The 16,785-nt window shown below is 41.5% G+C and carries 19 protein-coding genes; 14 read left to right on the top strand and 5 right to left on the bottom strand.

Translation table 11 applies throughout. The annotated features are described in order from the left end of the window. Window positions 1–10: 10 nt before the first annotated feature. Complete coding sequence (locus QM629_RS08345) at window positions 11–622, top strand: Uma2 family endonuclease (protein WP_415159093.1); 612 nt, start codon at window positions 11–13, stop codon at window positions 620–622. 2 nt (window positions 623–624) lie between these two features. Then, on the top strand, window positions 625–1,734 hold the full coding sequence (locus tag QM629_RS08350) for a carboxylate-amine ligase (RefSeq protein ID WP_415159095.1): 1,110 nt from the start codon (window positions 625–627) through the stop codon (window positions 1,732–1,734). Window positions 1,735–1,832: 98 nt separating this feature from the next. Here QM629_RS08350 and QM629_RS08355 read toward each other — a convergent pair whose 3' ends face one another. Then, complete coding sequence (locus tag QM629_RS08355; RefSeq protein ID WP_415159097.1) at window positions 1,833–3,080, bottom strand: metallophosphoesterase; 1,248 nt, start codon at window positions 3,078–3,080, stop codon at window positions 1,833–1,835. Between the two features lie 137 nt (window positions 3,081–3,217). Between QM629_RS08355 and QM629_RS08360 the strand changes: the two genes are divergently transcribed. From QM629_RS08360 to dapB, 6 genes are all read left to right on the top strand, one after another. Next, on the top strand, window positions 3,218–3,901 hold the full coding sequence (locus QM629_RS08360; RefSeq protein ID WP_415159099.1) for a metal-dependent hydrolase: 684 nt from the start codon (window positions 3,218–3,220) through the stop codon (window positions 3,899–3,901). A 196-nt stretch (window positions 3,902–4,097) separates the two neighbouring features. Next, window positions 4,098–4,898: a ParA family protein gene (locus QM629_RS08365; RefSeq protein ID WP_415159101.1), complete on the top strand. Its 801-nt coding sequence runs from the start codon at window positions 4,098–4,100 to the stop codon at window positions 4,896–4,898. A gap of 86 nt (window positions 4,899–4,984) precedes the next feature. Next, entirely contained in the window at window positions 4,985–5,908 is a 924-nt protein-coding gene (locus tag QM629_RS08370) for a ParB/RepB/Spo0J family partition protein (protein WP_415159103.1), read from the top strand. Further along, window positions 5,892–6,581, top strand: coding sequence for a DUF5683 domain-containing protein (locus QM629_RS08375; protein ID WP_415159105.1), 690 nt, complete (start codon window positions 5,892–5,894; stop codon window positions 6,579–6,581). The genes QM629_RS08370 and QM629_RS08375 overlap by 17 nt, the downstream gene beginning before the upstream one ends. 114 nt (window positions 6,582–6,695) lie before the next feature. After that, entirely contained in the window at window positions 6,696–6,896 is a 201-nt protein-coding gene (locus QM629_RS08380) for a hypothetical protein (RefSeq protein WP_415159107.1), read from the top strand. Between the two features lie 316 nt (window positions 6,897–7,212). After that, window positions 7,213–7,929 carry a 4-hydroxy-tetrahydrodipicolinate reductase gene (gene dapB, locus QM629_RS08385; protein ID WP_415159109.1) on the top strand — a complete coding sequence of 239 codons (717 nt, stop codon included), beginning with the start codon at window positions 7,213–7,215 and terminating at the stop codon, window positions 7,927–7,929. On the opposite strand, the gene QM629_RS08390 is transcribed toward dapB, so the two are convergent. Continuing rightward, window positions 7,930–8,451, bottom strand: a complete 522-nt coding sequence (locus QM629_RS08390) for a hypothetical protein (RefSeq protein ID WP_415159111.1) — start codon at window positions 8,449–8,451, stop codon at window positions 7,930–7,932. It lies immediately after the preceding gene. Window positions 8,452–8,546: 95 nt separating this feature from the next. On the opposite strand from QM629_RS08390, the gene QM629_RS08395 reads away from it, so the two are divergent. Next, the gene (locus QM629_RS08395) at window positions 8,547–9,305 is read left to right on the top strand and encodes a Rossmann-like and DUF2520 domain-containing protein (protein ID WP_415159113.1); all 759 of its coding nucleotides are present in this window, start codon (window positions 8,547–8,549) and stop codon (window positions 9,303–9,305) included. A 6-nt stretch (window positions 9,306–9,311) separates the two neighbouring features. Here the strand turns inward: QM629_RS08395 and QM629_RS08400 are convergent, their stop codons facing one another. Beyond that, a complete protein-coding gene (locus tag QM629_RS08400) occupies window positions 9,312–9,515 on the bottom strand; it encodes an alpha/beta fold hydrolase (protein ID WP_415159115.1) in 204 nt (67 codons plus the stop codon). A gap of 344 nt (window positions 9,516–9,859) precedes the next feature. Between QM629_RS08400 and pafA the strand changes: the two genes are divergently transcribed. Continuing rightward, window positions 9,860–11,509: an alkaline phosphatase PafA gene (gene pafA / locus QM629_RS08405; RefSeq protein ID WP_415159117.1), complete on the top strand. Its 1,650-nt coding sequence runs from the start codon at window positions 9,860–9,862 to the stop codon at window positions 11,507–11,509. 90 nt (window positions 11,510–11,599) lie between these two features. Here the strand turns inward: pafA and QM629_RS08410 are convergent, their stop codons facing one another. Then, window positions 11,600–12,295, bottom strand: a complete 696-nt coding sequence (locus QM629_RS08410; RefSeq protein WP_090663236.1) for a response regulator transcription factor — start codon at window positions 12,293–12,295, stop codon at window positions 11,600–11,602. A 152-nt stretch (window positions 12,296–12,447) separates the two neighbouring features. Between QM629_RS08410 and QM629_RS08415 the strand changes: the two genes are divergently transcribed. Next, a complete protein-coding gene (locus QM629_RS08415; RefSeq protein ID WP_415159119.1) occupies window positions 12,448–12,819 on the top strand; it encodes a co-chaperone GroES in 372 nt (123 codons plus the stop codon). On the opposite strand, the gene QM629_RS08420 is transcribed toward QM629_RS08415, so the two are convergent. Further along, the gene (locus tag QM629_RS08420; protein WP_415159121.1) at window positions 12,820–13,506 is read right to left on the bottom strand and encodes a zinc metallopeptidase; all 687 of its coding nucleotides are present in this window, start codon (window positions 13,504–13,506) and stop codon (window positions 12,820–12,822) included. Between the two features lie 345 nt (window positions 13,507–13,851). Here QM629_RS08420 and radA point away from each other — a divergent pair, with 345 nt between their 5' ends. From radA to QM629_RS08435, 3 genes are all read left to right on the top strand, one after another. Beyond that, window positions 13,852–15,222 carry a DNA repair protein RadA gene (radA, locus tag QM629_RS08425; protein WP_415159123.1) on the top strand — a complete coding sequence of 457 codons (1,371 nt, stop codon included), beginning with the start codon at window positions 13,852–13,854 and terminating at the stop codon, window positions 15,220–15,222. A 9-nt stretch (window positions 15,223–15,231) separates the two neighbouring features. Next, a complete protein-coding gene (locus QM629_RS08430; protein ID WP_415159125.1) occupies window positions 15,232–15,930 on the top strand; it encodes a ComF family protein in 699 nt (232 codons plus the stop codon). A gap of 86 nt (window positions 15,931–16,016) precedes the next feature. Beyond that, the gene (locus QM629_RS08435; protein WP_415159127.1) at window positions 16,017–16,556 is read left to right on the top strand and encodes a glutathione peroxidase; all 540 of its coding nucleotides are present in this window, start codon (window positions 16,017–16,019) and stop codon (window positions 16,554–16,556) included. Window positions 16,557–16,785 lie beyond the last annotated feature (229 nt).

A 16,785-nucleotide genomic window follows, 5' to 3' on the forward strand; every position in this document is an offset into this window, starting at 1 on the left:
AATAAATTTTATGTTTACGATAATGGATGACGAAGGCGAAATAAACATGGTGGAAGAACCTTCGCCGGATTATACTTACACGTATGCTGATTATTTAAAATGGAAGTTTGAAGAAAGGCTTGAATTGTTTAAAGGCAGGATATACAAGCTTGCTGCGACGAACACAAGACATCAGGTTATTTCAATGAAACTGCAGTTAAGGATAGGAACTTTCCTTGAAAAACATCGGTGCTTTTTCTTTGTAGCTCCTTTTGATGTTCGCCTGCCGGTAAAGAACAGGAAAAAAGATAATGAAATAACAACCGTTGTTCAGCCCGACCTGGGCATTGTATGCGATCTTTCCAAAATAGATGAACGTGGCTGTTGCGGAGCGCCTGATCTTGTGGTTGAAATTCTTTCGCCCGGCAATTCCCAGAAAGAAGTGCAGTTAAAGTTTGAATTGTATGAAGAGGCCGGTGTGCATGAATACTGGATCATTAATCCTGTGGAAGAAAACATAGTTGTTTTTATTTTAAATGAAGGTGGAAAACTTGGCGGCGGTAAAATGTATGCCGGAAAAGCTATTTCGCCGCATTGTATTCCTGCATTAGAAATTGAAGTAAGGGACATCTTTAAAAATTAATTATGCCGCATATAAACTATAATCATTTTACCCTCGGTATTGAAGAAGAATACATGGTGGTTGATCCTGATACCCGGGAACTGAAAAGCCATGAGCAAAAGATAGTGAACGAAGGGCATAAGATAATTAAAGACAAGGTAAAGGCCGAAATGCACCAGGCTGTTGTGGAAGTGGGCACTGATATCTGCAAGAATATTGAAGAAGCGCAGCGCGATGTAACCACCTTGCGCACCGTGATCTCACAAATAGCAGAGGCGAATGGTTTCCGGATGGGGGCATCGGGCACGCATCCTTTCAGCCCCTGGGAAAGCCAGCTGATAACAGACCATGTGCGTTATAACCAGATCGTGAATGAACTGCAGGAAGCCGCCCGCAGCAATCTTATTTTCGGCCTGCATGTGCATGTGGGAATGGAAGACCGAAAAATGGCCATTCATATTGCCAATTCCGCAAGGTATTTTTTGCCGCATGTATATGCTTTAAGCACCAACTCGCCTTTTTGGGAAGGGCGGTTTACAGGTTATAAATCTTACCGCACCAAAGTGTTTGACAAATTCCCGCGTACCGGCATTCCTGATTTTTTCGAAAGCATTGAAGCGTATGACAACTATGTAAACCTGCTGATAAAAACCAACTGCATTGATAACGCTAAAAAGATATGGTGGGATTTGCGGGTGCATCCTTTTTTTAATACCGTGGAATTCAGGATCTGCGATGTGCCCATGACCATTAATGAAACCATTGCTATTGCCGCTTTGTTCCAGGCTATATGCGCCAAACTGTATAAACTGCGCCTGCAGAACCTGAATTTTATAATTTATCAGCGTGCTTTGGTAAACGAAAATAAATGGCGGGCCAGCCGTTATGGCATTGATGGAAGCCTGATTGATTTTGGCAAAGAGACAGAAGTAAATACCCGCGTATTAATTTATGAACTGCTGGATTTTGTGGATGATGTGGTGGATGAATTAGGCAGCCGTTATGCTGTTGAGTATGTGCGCAAAATGCTGGATCACGGAACGGGAGCAGACAGGCAGATTGAAGTATATAACCACCGCCAGAATTTTAATGATGTGGTGGATTATATCCATTCACAGTTTCTGGCGGTGTAGGGTTACGGTAAACAGCAATTGCAGGTTTTGTTCTTCGCCGCAGCGGATTCATTGTTTATTCTGTGAGCAAAAGACAAAGTTTAAAACACTGCTATGATCTATACCAGCTCAATTACCGTAATTTCCGGCAAAATGCCAACCCTGCCCGGGTAACCGATAAAACCATAACCGCGGTTTACATATAACATTTGTCTGCCGGTTTTATAAAGCCCTGCCCATTCCTTATAAAAATACTGCACCGGGCTCCACTTGAAATAAGGGTTTTCAACACCGAACTGCATGCCATGTGTGTGGCCGGAAAGCATTAAGTCAATATCAGGATATTTTGGGCGCACTTCCGCATCCCAGTGGCTGGGATCATGGCTCATTAAAATTTTAAAAGAATATTTTTCTGTGCCGGGGTATGCTAAATCCATCCTGCCATATTTTGGAAAACGGCTGGAGGCACTCCAGTTCTCAATGCCCAGCAATGCAATTTGTTCACCGTCTCTTTCCAGCACAACATGCTCATTCATCAGCAGGCGCCAGCCAAGCTCTTCATGAACCTTTTTCAGCCTTTCATGGTTAGCGCGCTTGGCTTCAGGGCTGGGCCATGTTACATAATCACCATAATCATGATTGCCTAAAGTGCTGTACACGCCCATCGGCGCTTTAAGCCGGCTAAATACATCTATATAATCCTGCATTTCACTGGCCTTGTCGTTTACCAGGTCGCCGGTAAAAAGAATTAAATCGGCATTTTCTTTTACGATCATATCAACGCCGCGGTTAACCGCTTCTTTATTGGTAAAGCTGCCGCTGTGTATATCGCTCACCTGTAAAATTTTCATTCCTTTAAATGACTGAGGCAGGTTATTAAAAGCCAGTTTTACCCTTCTCACCTTGTAATTATACTTGTTTGAAAACCCGGCCAGCAGGGTCGTAAATAATCCGCCGCCGAGAATAAAACCCGTCCAGGTTAAAAAAGCAGAGCGGGTAATGATATTCTCTTCACTAGTAAAATCAACACCGGTCTTCGGGAAGATCTTAGCCATGAGCCAAATAAAGAACCTGCGTGTATCATCCAGCAGAAAAAGGGTGGAAGCAACCAGCTTTGCAAAGAATAAGCCTACCACAATGGCGAAAATATAATTGCGCAAAACAGTGTGCGCGGCAAAAAACCGGGAGTGCGGGAAAGCGATAATGAATGCAATGGCGGCAACTGAAATAAGCCAGTGCAAAGTGTAAATAATGGCACGGCCCTTTTCGCCGTTATTGTGTGTAAGAAAACGCAGTGCCCAGAAAACATAGAAATCAACCAGTAACAGGATGAGAATGATAATCCACCAGCCGCTTAAACTTCGCATATTAAAATTTTTACAAATTAAAACAGGCTTTATAAGATGTGCATAAAAAACCGCTGCAAGTAAACCTTAAAAAATTAATATTGTTGAGACAGTGATGCTAAAAAATTACTTTTGTGCCCCTTTAAAATAATACCGCAATGAACTTAACGTATTATGGCCAGTCTTGCTTTAGCGTGGAAGTAAATGGTAAAAAACTTTTGTTTGATCCGTTTATTACCTATAATCCGCTGGCTAAGCATATTAATAAAAAAGAAATAAAGGCTGATTATATTTTTTTATCGCATGGCCATACAGACCATTTTGCAGATGCGCTGGAACTTGCCCTGCAAACCGGCGCCACCTGTGTAGCGGCAGCTGAAATTGCAGACTGGCTTGGCTGTAAAGGCATAGAAAAAGTGCACCCGCTTAATCATGGCGGCCCCATCAGTTTCGATTTTGGAAAAGTGCGTGCCGTGAATGCTATTCACTCTTCCTCATTTCCTGATGGCGGTTATGCCGGCAATCCTTTGGGTTTTGTTTTTAATACAGCCGAAGGCGATTTTTATTATTCGGGAGATACAGCCCTTACTATGGATATGCAGCTAATTCCGCATTGGGCAAAGCTGAAATTTGCCGTATTGCCGATAGGGGGAAATTTTACGATGGATGTGGCCGATGCCATCGTTGCTTCAGATTTTATTAATTGTAACAAAATTGTTGGCGTTCATTATAACACATTCGATCTTATAAAAATAGATAAAGAGCAGGCCGCGGCAGATTTTAAAGCCGCCGGTAAAACTTTATTGTTGCCTGCAATTGGCGAAACGATTGAAGTAGTTTGAAAAAAATAATCAATATTCAATAATCAATACTTAAATGTTATGGATTCAATTGATTATTGAATGCTGGTTATTGGATATTCAAAAATTACAATTTAAGTAAGCGGCAACATTGATTGAGAATTGAAATAACAGAGGTTTAAAACCTGCATTTAAATAATAAAAATTAAAATATTCCCCTTTAGGGGTTAGGGGCTTTATGGCAAGAACAATTGGGGTAGCAAATCAGAAAGGCGGTGTTGGCAAAACCACAACTGCCATTAACCTGGCGGCAAGTTTCTCTGTGCTTGAATTCAAGACCCTGCTGGTTGATGCCGACCCGCAGGCAAACAGCACCACCGGCATTGGCTTCGACCTGCATAATATTACCAAAAGCCTGTACGATTGTATGGTGAACGATACGCCGGCCGGTGAAGTGATCTTAAAGACAGATGTTCCTTTCCTGGATCTTATCCCTTCACATATTGATTTGGTGGGCGCTGAAATTGAAATGATCAGCTATCCTGAGCGGGAGCTGGTGCTGAAACGTATTCTTGAACCGGTAAAAGATGAATACGATTTTATTGTAATTGACTGTTCGCCCTCACTTGGCCTGATAACCGTAAATGCACTGGTGGCTGCTGACAGTGTTGTAATTCCCGTTCAATGCGAATTTTTTGCCCTGGAAGGTTTAGGTAAGCTGCTCAACACCATAAAAATTGTTCAAAACCGTTTAAATACAGGCTTGCAGATTGAGGGCATTCTGATGACCATGTATGACGGCAGGCTGCGCCTCTGCAACCAGGTGGTAAACGAAGTGCGAAGGCATTTTGAAAACATGGTATTTAATACCATTATTCACCGCAACAGTAAATTAAGCGAAGCGCCAAGTGTGGGCAAGCCGGTGGTATTGTACGATTCTGATTGCAAGGGGTCTGTAAATTACCTGAACCTCGCAAAAGAGGTGCTTCAGAAAAATGATATGACGAAAATTAAAAACGAGGAAAGAATACTTGAATAGTTTAAAAGTTCACTTGTTCCAATGTTCACAAGTTTAGTGAACCCGTGAACCTGTGAACTTCGTGAACATTTGAACTTTAATTAAACATGACAACATCCAAATCAAATAAAGAAACATTAGGCAAGGGCATACGCTCTTTATTAAAGAGCATAGACTCAGACCTTAAAACTACAAGCGGCACATTAAAGACAGATGTGGTGGAAGCCGCTACCAATGTGCTGCGCATACCGGTGGCACAAATTCAGCCCAATCCTAAAAACCCACGCCGCGATTTTGATGAAGCTGCCCTGAATGAGCTGGCTTCTTCTTTAAAGCAGTTTGATGTGGTGCAGCCAATCACAGTATCAAAGCTTGCCGATGGCAAATACCAGTTAATTGCCGGCGAAAGAAGGTTGCGGGCTGCAAAAATTGCAGGGTTAAAAGATTTGCCGGCATACATACGCCAAACCAATGACCGGGAACTGCTTGAACTGGCCCTGCTGGAAAACCTGCAGCGCGAAGACCTGAATGCCATAGAGATCGGCCTGAGCTATAAACGCATGATGGATGAGCTGAACTATACGCAGGAGCAGGTGGCCGAAAGAATGGGGAAGGAGAGAAGCACCGTTACCAATTATATCAGGCTGCTTAAGCTGCCGCCCGATATACAGGTGGCAGTGCGCAACGGCGATTTAAGCATGGGCCATGCAAGGGCGGTGATTAATATTGACACGATTGATAAACAGCTTTACCTTTTTAACGAAATAAAAAACAAACAGCTTAGCGTAAGGCAAACGGAAGAACTGGTGCGCAGGCTCTACCGCGACGACAATGCAAAAGCTGTTAAATCTTCAGGAAAATCAAATCTTAACGAAGCATACAAACGTATAGAAGATAATTTAGCCTCCTATTTTTCAACAAAAGTTACGCTTAAACATAACTCAAATGGCAAAGGCAATATCGTTATTGAATATTATTCAAACGATGAGCTCAATAAAATTCTTGAGTTGCTGCATGCGCAGGCAGACTAACATGCATTTACTGTATTGCTTCATATCAATCTTTATAGCTTCTGCTGTTTCGCTCACCGCCATTGCCCAAAAACCGGATACGGCCATTAATGTAAATAATGGTAAAAAGATTTTGCCCGATACATTGAAGCCTGAAAAAAAAGATAGTTTGGCTGCTGCGCTGAAAAAAGATTCTGTGCCCGTAAAAAAGAAGCACGACCCGCATATTGCCACGCTGCGCTCGGCCCTTATACCCGGCTGGGGCCAGGCATACAACCGCGAATACTGGAAAATACCTATTGTATATGGCGCGCTTGCTGTGCCGGCATGTTTGTTTGTGTATAACAATACCTGGTACCAGCGCACGAAGCAGGCTTATGATATTTTGGTAAACGGCGGCGATACCAATAAAGTGTATCCTGTGCTGCGGGATATTGATCCTTCTTACATACAGTCGTTCCGCAACGAGTTCAGGAAAGACAGGGATTACTCCGCTTTATTCTTTTTACTGGCGTGGGGGCTTAATGTGGTAGATGCCACTGTATTTGGCCACTTAAAAGATTTTGATGTGAGCGACGATTTAAGCATGCGTGTGCAGCCCGATTTTAATATTGTAACCAAAACACCCGCATTATCGGTTGCATTAAATTTTAAACCGAAGAGGCAGCCTAAAATGCTGCCGGCATCTTTTTAAATAGCTTCTTGAACCACGATTTTCAGGACTAATGGGATTGGCCTGATTCCGCCGCTGTTGGTGTTCTTCACCAACAGCGGCGGAAAGCTGAAACCGGGGGAACAGATAACGATTATGAGCATAAAACCGGGAACGACGCTCACAAATATTGGAAAAACAGATTTGCATATCTATACAGGAAGAATAACAAACGGAATACCATTGATAGTTCACGCGGGCGGGCAGGCGGGTATGCAAAAAGGGTTCAGTACTATAACAGTAGCAAACCCATCTATGCTAAAAACCGGTGCATTTACAGCAACGGTAAACGCTTAAACAGCGAAACCGCTTTGTAAAACAGCGAAAATTGCCGGAAAAATAGCGAAAAGACTTGAAAAAACAGCGAGAATTATCAGGAAAACAGCGAAAAAATAGAATAAAACAGCGAAAAGAAAGAGCTAAACAGCGAAAAATATCAGGAAAACAGCGACAATAATTACAACAAAATAATAATCCTTTGCCTAATGAGCTTAAATCCAGGTGAACCGGACAATAATGGTGTCTGACTACGTTAATGTGTAAGCAAATCTGCGATATACAGTGTTTATTCGTTGCTGTCGCTCCTCACCATATAATTTAATATTATTGCAGCATGAAAATAGCATTGATAGGTTACGGTAAAATGGGCAGGGCCATTGAAGAAACAGCAAGGGAAAATGGCGATGACATTGTTTTAAAGATCTCATCCTCCAATAAAGATGAATTCACCGCAGATAATTTAAAATACGCGGATGCAGCTATTGAATTTACTAATCCACATAGTGCTGTAGAAAATATAAAAAAATGCATGGATGCCAACATACCGGTTGTATGCGGAACAACAGGCTGGCTGAAAGATTTGCCCGGAATAAAATCATACTGTGAACAGCAAAACGGAACTTTTTTATTCACCAGCAATTTCAGCATTGGGGTGAATTTATTCTTTGCATTGAATGAATACCTTGCTTCACTAATGAGCAGCCATAAAGAATATGAAGTAAGCATTGAAGAAGTGCATCACACACAAAAAAAAGATGCGCCAAGCGGCACGGCCATTACGCTTGCAGAGCAATTGCTGGAAAAGATAAAAACAAAAAAAAGCTGGGTGAACGATAAAACAAATAATGAAAGCGAGCTGGAGATCATCAGCAAACGTATGGATGATGTGCCGGGCATTCATACCATAAAATATAATTCACCAATAGATTATATTGAGATAACGCATTCAGCCTACAACCGCAAAGGCTTTGCCAGCGGTGCATTGCTCGCTGCAAAATTTATTGCCGGCAAAAAAGGCATATTTACTATGAAGGATGTGCTGGGGCTATAATTAAAACCCCAGGTTTAAACCAGCTTTTATGGTAAGCCATGATGCCCAGCCTTTGGGGTCTGACTCATGAATATTGTCCCATATTACAGCCGCATCAAACAAGCCGAATTTAACGCCGGCGCCAATGTCGGCGGCAAAGCGCGTTCCGTCGTTTCCCAGGTAACGGCTGTTGGTAAAACCAAGCCCGGCATCACCCTGAATATAAAGAAAATGCATGGTAAGCGGCAGGTACTGCCTTATACCTGCCTTAACCGGCACATAAGTAAGATAACCGTATTGGTTGTCATCTTTTGCAAAAAAGCGCGTTGTGCCTATTAATGCATTGAACATGGTTTTTCCACGCCCTATCAGTACGCCTGCTTCCACACCCGCGCCGCCGGTATATAAATCCTTACTGCTGTTATCAAGCGGAGAGGCATACAGCACATGACCGTAAATATTAAGATGCGGTATTTGCGCAGAAGATTTAAAGTGAAAAAAGAAAATGCTGACAGACAGCAAAAGAATTTTTGCATATTTCATACGATATTGTTTCTTGCTAAATTACTTCTATAATTTTAAAGATGTAATTTGATATTTGTTCCATTAAAAATTAATGCAATGCTTCAACTGATTACATGCTTATAACGATAATAGGCTCAGGCAACGTTGCTGCCGTGTTAGGAAAGATTTTTAAAGAAACCAGCCATGAAATAAATGAGGTTGTGGGCCGTAATGAAACAACGGTAAATAGCTTGGCTCATATATTAAATGCAAGACCTTGTTTCAGCATAAAAGATATAAGCAGGGCCAGCGACCTGTTTGTGGTGGCAGTAAAAGATGATGCGGTTGGCGAAGTAAGCAGCCAATTAAATATTCCGGGAAAAATGGCGGTGCATACCTGCGGCAGCGTTTCTGTAAATGTGCTGAAAAACGCTTCAGAAAATTATGGTGTATTGTACCCGCTGCAGTCTTTGCGCAAAGAATTGAACTATCATCCTGAAATCCCTTTTTTAATTGATGGGAATAATGCCGCTGCGAAAGATTTTATTCAAAACTTTGCTTCATCTTTTGCCGGAACAATAACAGAGGCTGATGATGAAATGCGGCTGCGCTATCATCTTTCTGCCATTATATCTTCTAATTTTACCAACCATTTATTTGCGCTTACAAAAGATTATTGCGACAGGAATAATATTAATTTTCATTTACTTCTGCCTTTAATTGAGGAAACGGTAAACCGCATGCATTATTATGATCCTGCCATTATGCAAACAGGGCCGGCAGCAAGAGGAGATAAGGCCACCATTCAAAAGCATCTTGATTTGCTGCAGGCCTATCCTGCGTTGAAAAATATTTACGAAATAATAAGTGATAGCATTCAAAATAACCGTTAACGGCTTTTACTCAAACCATCCGAATTTTTCAATTTTTCTATAAGGCGTTCTGAAGAATTCATACACGGTTTCGTTGAATTGATCCCTTTTAAAGATAGGCGTTGAATGCCCGGAGTTTGGTATGATCCACAAATAAGAATTTGGAATATTCTCCGCGATCAGCAAGGTATGTTTTGGCAATATAACATCGTGATCGCCGCCAGCGGCCATAAATAGTTGTATCGAAAGGAGAACCTTGCGTATAGGCAACATTATAGCAATACAAAAACAATATAAAGATTGTTACAGCTATTTTTTTCATGGATTGAATAAAAATACCATTGTTGTCCGACTAAAATATTTTCTCTTGGGTTAAAACCCTTTATGGGCCTGCTTTTTACTAACCCCAGGCTTAAGCCTGGGGTTATATATCTGAAACCCTTGCACAATGGGCTTTAGCCCAAGTTATCCGGACAATAATGTAAAAATACTGTAATGTACTATTATAGTATTAACTGAAATATCAGCATTAAGATTATGGGCAGGTTTTACATTTGCCCATAATTATTTTAACTATGATGAAATATATAGCTTTATTGATGATTGCTGTTTTGCAATATGCAAACAGCTTTTCGCAGCCTGCTGCAGTAATTAACAAGGTACAGCGCCCCAGGCTTGTTGTAGGAATTGTAGTTGACCAGATGCGATGGGATTACCTGTATAAATATTATCCCTTATACAGCAGCAATGGCGGATTTAAAAGACTGCTTAATAAAGGATTTAGCTGCGAGAACACGCTCATACCTTATACACCCACTGTAACAGCAGCAGGCCACACCTGTGCATACACAGGCTCTGTGCCTGCTATAAATGGTATTGTGGGCAATGACTGGTATGATAATATTGAAAACAAAGAAGTGTATTGCGCTGAAGATGATTCTGCAGCCACGGTAGGCGCTTCAGGCGATGCAGGCAAAATGAGCCCGCGCAATAATGTTGTTACTACCATAACAGATGAATTAAGAATTGCAACCAACTATGCATCAAAGGTAATAGGCATTTCCATAAAAGACCGGGGAGCAATATTTCCGGCAGGCCATGTGGCCAATGCTGCCTATTGGTACGATCACGACCAGGGCAAATTTATTACCAGCACATATTATATGAATGAATTGCCCAGGTGGGTAAACGCCTTTAATGACCGCAGCCTGCCCGACTCCTTTTATAAACTTAACTGGAACTTAAGCCTGCCTGCAAGCACATATAAAGAATATGCCGGTGAAGATGAACAGCCTTACGAGAATAAGCCTTTTGGTAATGAACAGGCGCATTTTCCATATACTTTAAACGGATATGTAAAGAAAGACTATTCAAAAATTGCTTCAACACCTTATGGCAATACCTTGCTGGAAGCTATGGCTGAAGCTGTTGTATTAAATGAAAACCTTGGCAAAAACAGCGCTGCAGATTTTTTGGCAGTAAGTTTTTCTTCTCCCGATTATATTGGCCATGCTTTTGGCCCCGATTCATGGGAGCAAATGGATGATTATATAAAACTGGATGCTGTATTTGGAAAATTTTTCGCTTTTCTGGACAGGCAGGTAGGTGAAGGAAATTACCTTGTGTTTCTTACGGCAGATCATGCTGTAGCCAACAGCCCGGGTTATGCAGTAAAACACCGTTTACCAGGTGGCCCGTTTGATGCAAAACCTTTTACAGCAGGCTTAAAACAATTATTATTGGATAAATACAAAACAGACAGGCTGATAAAAGGCAAATACAATGGGCAGATATTATTAAATTCCAAAGAACTTGATTCTTTAAACCTTGACAGGAACGATGTAGAAAAAACAATTATCAGTTATGCTGAATCGCAGCCTGGTATAGCGAGGGCTGTTTCTATGCGAAACCTAAACACCACTACTTTAACTGATGTGCAGAAAAAAATGTTCAGTAATTCTTATTTTCCGCAGCGCAGTTCAGATATTTTAATTGTATTAAAGCCTGGCTATGTGGAAGGTAATGGCAAGGGCACATCGCATGGTTTGTGGAACCCGTATGATGCACATATCCCGCTGTTGTTTTATGGCTGGAATGTAAAAGCAGGCAAGACCAATCGCGAAACATACATGACCGATATTGCGCCTACCATCGCGGCCATGCTGCATATTCAAATGCCAAGCGGTTGTATAGGAAGGGTTATACCCGAAGTGTTTGAGAAATAATTTTACATGCATGTTGCCCAACAAAAAAGCTTCCGGAATTTCCGGAAGCTTTTTTAATATTCAATGCTCAATTTTCAATATTCAGATTTATCATGGCGCTACCAGCCTGAAGCCGTTGCCATGAATATTTACAATTTCAATGTTTTCATCATCTTTTAAATACTTGCGCAGCTTGGCAATATACACGTCCATGCTGCGGCCATTAAAGTATGTATCGCTGCCCCATATTTTTTTCAAAGCGCGTTCACGGGGCAACAGGTCATTTTTATGCTCTGCCAGCATTTTCAGTAACTCGTTTTCTTTTGGAGACAATGTTTGGGTTTTGCCATCATGCGCCAGTTCACGCAGCTTGGGGTTAAAATGATAACGCCCCAGGTCAAACTCAATGTTCTCGCTTTCTTTGTTCAATTCTTCATTGCGCTTAAGAATAGCTTTAATTTTCAGTAATAAAACTTCACTGTCAAAAGGTTTGGTAATGTAATCATCAGCGCCAAGTTTATAGCCTTGTATAATATCTTCCTTCATGGTTTTAGCGCTCAGAAAGAAGAGCGGTATTTCAGGGTCAATATCGCGAATTTCTTCGGCAAGCGTAAAGCCATCCATATTGGGCATCATTACGTCAAGCAGGCAGATGTCAAATTTTTCACGCTGAAAAGCAGCCAGGCCAAGCCTTCCATCTCTTTCAAGCGTTACATCATAATCATTCAGTTCAAGATAATTTTTCAGCACCATTCCAAGATTCGTATCATCTTCACACAATAGAATTTTATATTTTTTTCCTTCCATAGATTGTTGTTTTTAAAAATAAAAATAGATCAAATTAAAATGCCTTAGCTATTTCAAAAATTGATTAAAGATAAGCATGATTAAAAGAAATTTAATATGTGGGTTCAGTTTAACGGATGTTTATAATTTTACGCCCTGAATAAAAAGTGCTTATGTTATTGGTACAGGATAATAAACTGAAGAAATTAATCATTATCGGCGACAGGGTTTTGATACGGCTTTCCAGGCTAAACGAGCGCACCTCAAGTGGCTTATACCTTCCACCCGGCGTACAGGAAAAAGAAAAAGTACAGCAAGGCTATATTATTAAAACAGGGCCCGGTTATGCCATTCCGCTGCCCGTGGAGAATGAGCCCTGGCAAAGTGAAGAAGAGCAGGTGAAATACATTCCGCTGCAGGCAAAAGAGGGCGACCTTGCCATATTTTTATTAAGCGGCGCAACCGAAGTAGTATATGAAAGTGAAAAATATTTCATTGTGCCACAAAGCGCCATCCTGATGCTTGAGCGCGATGAAGATATTTAATTAACGCCTGCCTCTGCTATTCGAATAAATAAGAATATACTGCAATAAAGTGGCAACAGAAGCTAACGCTGCTACCACATAAGTGAGCGCTGCCCAGTGCAGGGCGTCTTTCGCTTTATCTTGTTCCTGGGGAAGGGTTACCTTGCTTCTTTCAAGCCATGCAAGCGCACGGTTGCTGGCATCGTACTCAACGGGTAAGGTTACCAGTGAAAATATAGTGGTGAGCGCAAACAAAATGATACCCGCCAGCAATAAGCCCGGAAAAACATTAATCATTATAATGCCGGCCAGCAAAACCCACTGTACAATATTGCTGCTGAACTGAACAAAAGGCACCAGCCTGCTTCTCAGCATAAGCCATGCATAAGAAGTGGCGTGCTGAACAGCATGCCCACATTCATGCGCAGCTACTGCCGCTGAAGCGATGCTCCTGCCGCTATATACATCGGGGCTTAAATTCACGGTTTTTTTAAAAGGATCGTAATGATCTGATAAAAAGCCGTTTACAGATGTAACCTGCACATCATAAATACCGTTATCCCGCAGCATTTTCTCAGCTATTTCTCTGCCGCTCAATCCTTTAGCCAGTGGTACCTGGCTATATTTCGCAAACTTTCCCCTGAGCGTAGAAGAAACAAGAAAACTAATTCCCAAAAAGATCAATGAAACTAAAAAAATCGAATTCATTAAATTTTTTTGTAATTAAAGATGCAAATTTATAACCACTTCAAAATCAATGCAGCAATTTCAGATTAACTCCTAAATAAGTGCCAAATCGGCTGTGCATAATTCTAAAAAATAAAAATCCTGCCAAAACGCCCGTACATCGGGGCTTTAACTGCCTGAATAAATTCAAAAAGTTTTCAACAACGCTAAAAATTTATTTTGTTATGTAGCCCATTATTGTAATTTAGTGCCTGAATTTAATGGGTTAGTAAGTAAAAAGGGCCGGTAATCTACCGGTCTTTTTTTTGGCCTTCACAGAAGTTTTAATGTTCCCGAATTACAGCCTCCACGCATTATCTTTATACAATGGCTAAAGTTAAAACCGCATTTTTTTGTTCTAACTGTGGATATGAAAGCGCAAAATGGTTAGGCAAGTGCCCTGCATGCAATGAATGGAATACTTTTATTGAAGAAGTAATTGAGCGCAACCCGAAAGAAAAAAACTTCTGGAAAGATATAAACGGCGAACGGCAAACATCAAAAGCAAAGCTGCTGGATGCTGTGGAGAGCTTAAAGGAAGAAAGGATAATTACGCATGATGCGGAGTTAAACCGTGCATTAGGCGGCGGCATTGTTGCGGGCAGCATTATATTACTGGCCGGCGAACCGGGCATAGGCAAAAGCACCTTGCTGTTGCAGGATGCACTTCAGCTTAACCATGCACTTATCTTATATGTAAGCGGCGAAGAAAGCGAGCAGCAAATAAAAATGCGGGCAAACAGGCTCGGCATACGTAATGAAAACTTCTATATACTCACGGAAACATCGCTCTCTGTCATCTTCACCGAGATAAAAAAGTTACAGCCCTCATTGGTAATTATTGATTCCATTCAAACCCTGCAGTCAGATAATATAGACGCAACGCCGGGAAGCGTGGCGCAGGTAAGGGAGTGCGCCGCATCGCTTCAGCGTTTTGCAAAAGAAACGCATACGCCTGTTTTTATTATCGGCCACATTACAAAAGACGGCAGCATTGCAGGCCCTAAGATACTGGAACATATAGTGGATACCGTGCTGCAGTTTGAAGGCGACCAGCATTATGCCTATCGCATTTTACGCACCCTGAAAAACAGATTTGGCAGCACATCAGAACTTGGCATTTATGAAATGACGGGCAATGGCATGCGCACCGTGAATAACCCTTCTGAAATACTCATTAACCAAAAAGAAGAAGCGCTGAGCGGCAGCGCCATTGCCGCAGGCATGGAAGGGCTCAGGCCATTGCTGATTGAAACGCAGGCATTGGTTACACAAAGTGTTTACGGCACGCCGCAGCGCACGGCAAGCGGCCTGGATGCAAGGCGTTTGCAATTATTGCTGGCCGTGCTGGAAAAGCGCGGCGGCTTTCATTTTGGGATGAAAGATGTGTTTGTGAATATTGCCGGCGGACTGCGCATTGAAGACCCTTCTACTGACCTGGCTATTATTTGCGCCCTGCTTTCTTCATACGAGGATGCACCGCTTTCGCCCAATATCTGCTTTGCCGGCGAAGTGGGCCTGAACGGAGAAATAAGAGCAGTAAACCGCGTTGACCAGCGCATTGCCGAAGCAGAAAAATTAGGCTTTGAAAAGATATTTATTTCACCTTTTAATAAAAAAGGCCTTCATAAAGCCAACTATAAAATTGAAGTGGTGGAAGCAGGCAAGGTGGATGAATTATACCGTCTGCTGTTTTAATGTTTGAATATGATCCCGCTTAAACATTATATTGACGACTTTCTTCATCTTTTCTTCCCGCATAACTGCATGGCATGCCATACGGATATAATACATGCCGGCGATATTGTATGCGCCGAATGTATAAGCCGGCTACCGCAAACAGGCTTTCTTTTGCACAGCCATAATCCTGTTGAAAAAATTTTTTACGGGAGAATGCACATTGAAAAAGCGGGCAGCGCATTTTATTTTACCAAGGGCTCCGTAATTCAAAACATCATTATCCAGCTCAAGTATAAAGGCAATATGGAAGCAGGCCGGTTTTTGGGCAGGCTGCTTGGCCGGCAATTGGCAGCCAGCAAAAGATTTGACGATGTGGACGTAATTGTGCCCATGCCTCTAAACGAAAAAAAGCTTTTTAAGCGCGGCTATAACCAGTCGGCAGTTATTGCTGATGGCATTGCTTCGGTTTGGGATAAACCAATTATTGCAGATGCTGTTGAAAGGGTTTTATTTACGGAAACACAAACGCATAAAACACGCATAGACCGGTGGCAAACCATGGAGAATGTGTTTGCCGTAATACAGCCTGAATTGCTTGCAGGCAAACATGTTCTATTGGTTGATGATATTGTTACCACCGGCGCCACATTTGAGGCCTGCGGGCAATGCATACTGGCAATACCCAACACGAAGCTAAGCCTGGCCACTGTGGCCTGCACGATCTGATACCCTAAGCGCTTGTATTATTTATATACTGTTTTAGCAGAGATCTTTTTAAATAGCAATACCTTTACTCACGAAATTAATTTATTATGAAAACGCTTGTTCTATCATTAACCTTGCTTATCATCATGGCTTCATTCAATATTGCACCTGTAAAATCTATTTACGATTTCAGGATTAAAGCGCTTGACGGCAGCACCATTGATTTTTCAGATTTTAAAGGCAAAAAAATATTGGTGGTGAACACGGCATCCCACTGCGGTTTTACAAAGCAATATGCCGGGCTTGAAAAGTTATATGAAGAAAATAAAGATAAGCTGGTAATAGTAGGCTTTCCTTCAGATAACTTTGGCGGCCAGGAATTTCAGGATAACGACTCCATCAGCAACTTCTGCAAAAAGAATTTCGGCGTTACTTTCCCGCTTACCACCAGGGTTGATGTAAAAGGCGATAATGCCACGCCTGTTTTTAAATACCTATGCCATAAAGATGAGAACGGCGTACTGGACGCTACCATTTCCTGGAACTTTAATAAGTTTATTATTGATGAAAAAGGAAAGCTGTTACAGCATTTCGACAGTAAGGTTACGCCGGATAGTCCCGAACTTTTAAAATATATCAACCAATAAATATTCAATAATCATTTTGCAGGCGTTTACAATTGAACATTGAATATTGAATGTTTACCTAAGTATAGTAAACACCGGATAAATTTATGCATTGGCAATTTGTACTTGCTTTATCAGATGGCAAGATTAATTCTCGTTCCTGCCCGTCATTCCCGCGCAGGCTTTTACCTTCTCTTATTATTTAAAGCATCTAATAATATTATCAGAAAACTTACAATTCAGGCGTAGA

It is taken from the genome of Parafilimonas sp. (genome assembly GCF_047606085.1).
Classification (GTDB): Bacteria; Bacteroidota; Bacteroidia; order Chitinophagales; family Chitinophagaceae; genus Parafilimonas.

What these genes read in the sequence shown, in the direction of transcription:
- QM629_RS08380 (WP_415159107.1), top strand. Translation starts at nt 6,696, where the DNA reads ATGAGCATAAAACCGGGAACGACGCTCACAAATATTGGAAAAACAGAT.
- QM629_RS08365 (WP_415159101.1), top strand. Translation starts at nt 4,098, where the DNA reads ATGGCAAGAACAATTGGGGTAGCAAATCAGAAAGGCGGTGTTGGCAAA.
- QM629_RS08400 (WP_415159115.1), bottom strand. Translation starts at nt 9,515, where the DNA reads ATGGCCGCTGGCGGCGATCACGATGTTATATTGCCAAAACATACCTTG.
- QM629_RS08360 (WP_415159099.1), top strand. Translation starts at nt 3,218, where the DNA reads ATGAACTTAACGTATTATGGCCAGTCTTGCTTTAGCGTGGAAGTAAAT.
- QM629_RS08435 (WP_415159127.1), top strand. Translation starts at nt 16,017, where the DNA reads ATGAAAACGCTTGTTCTATCATTAACCTTGCTTATCATCATGGCTTCA.
- QM629_RS08395 (WP_415159113.1), top strand. Translation starts at nt 8,547, where the DNA reads ATGCTTATAACGATAATAGGCTCAGGCAACGTTGCTGCCGTGTTAGGA.
- QM629_RS08415 (WP_415159119.1), top strand. Translation starts at nt 12,448, where the DNA reads ATGTTATTGGTACAGGATAATAAACTGAAGAAATTAATCATTATCGGC.
- QM629_RS08390 (WP_415159111.1), bottom strand. Translation starts at nt 8,451, where the DNA reads ATGAAATATGCAAAAATTCTTTTGCTGTCTGTCAGCATTTTCTTTTTT.
- QM629_RS08410 (WP_090663236.1), bottom strand. Translation starts at nt 12,295, where the DNA reads ATGGAAGGAAAAAAATATAAAATTCTATTGTGTGAAGATGATACGAAT.
- QM629_RS08370 (WP_415159103.1), top strand. Translation starts at nt 4,985, where the DNA reads ATGACAACATCCAAATCAAATAAAGAAACATTAGGCAAGGGCATACGC.
- QM629_RS08375 (WP_415159105.1), top strand. Translation starts at nt 5,892, where the DNA reads ATGCGCAGGCAGACTAACATGCATTTACTGTATTGCTTCATATCAATC.
- pafA (WP_415159117.1), top strand. Translation starts at nt 9,860, where the DNA reads ATGATGAAATATATAGCTTTATTGATGATTGCTGTTTTGCAATATGCA.
- QM629_RS08345 (WP_415159093.1), top strand. Translation starts at nt 11, where the DNA reads ATGTTTACGATAATGGATGACGAAGGCGAAATAAACATGGTGGAAGAA.
- QM629_RS08350 (WP_415159095.1), top strand. Translation starts at nt 625, where the DNA reads ATGCCGCATATAAACTATAATCATTTTACCCTCGGTATTGAAGAAGAA.
- radA (WP_415159123.1), top strand. Translation starts at nt 13,852, where the DNA reads ATGGCTAAAGTTAAAACCGCATTTTTTTGTTCTAACTGTGGATATGAA.
- QM629_RS08430 (WP_415159125.1), top strand. Translation starts at nt 15,232, where the DNA reads ATGATCCCGCTTAAACATTATATTGACGACTTTCTTCATCTTTTCTTC.
- QM629_RS08420 (WP_415159121.1), bottom strand. Translation starts at nt 13,506, where the DNA reads ATGAATTCGATTTTTTTAGTTTCATTGATCTTTTTGGGAATTAGTTTT.
- QM629_RS08355 (WP_415159097.1), bottom strand. Translation starts at nt 3,080, where the DNA reads ATGCGAAGTTTAAGCGGCTGGTGGATTATCATTCTCATCCTGTTACTG.
- dapB (WP_415159109.1), top strand. Translation starts at nt 7,213, where the DNA reads ATGAAAATAGCATTGATAGGTTACGGTAAAATGGGCAGGGCCATTGAA.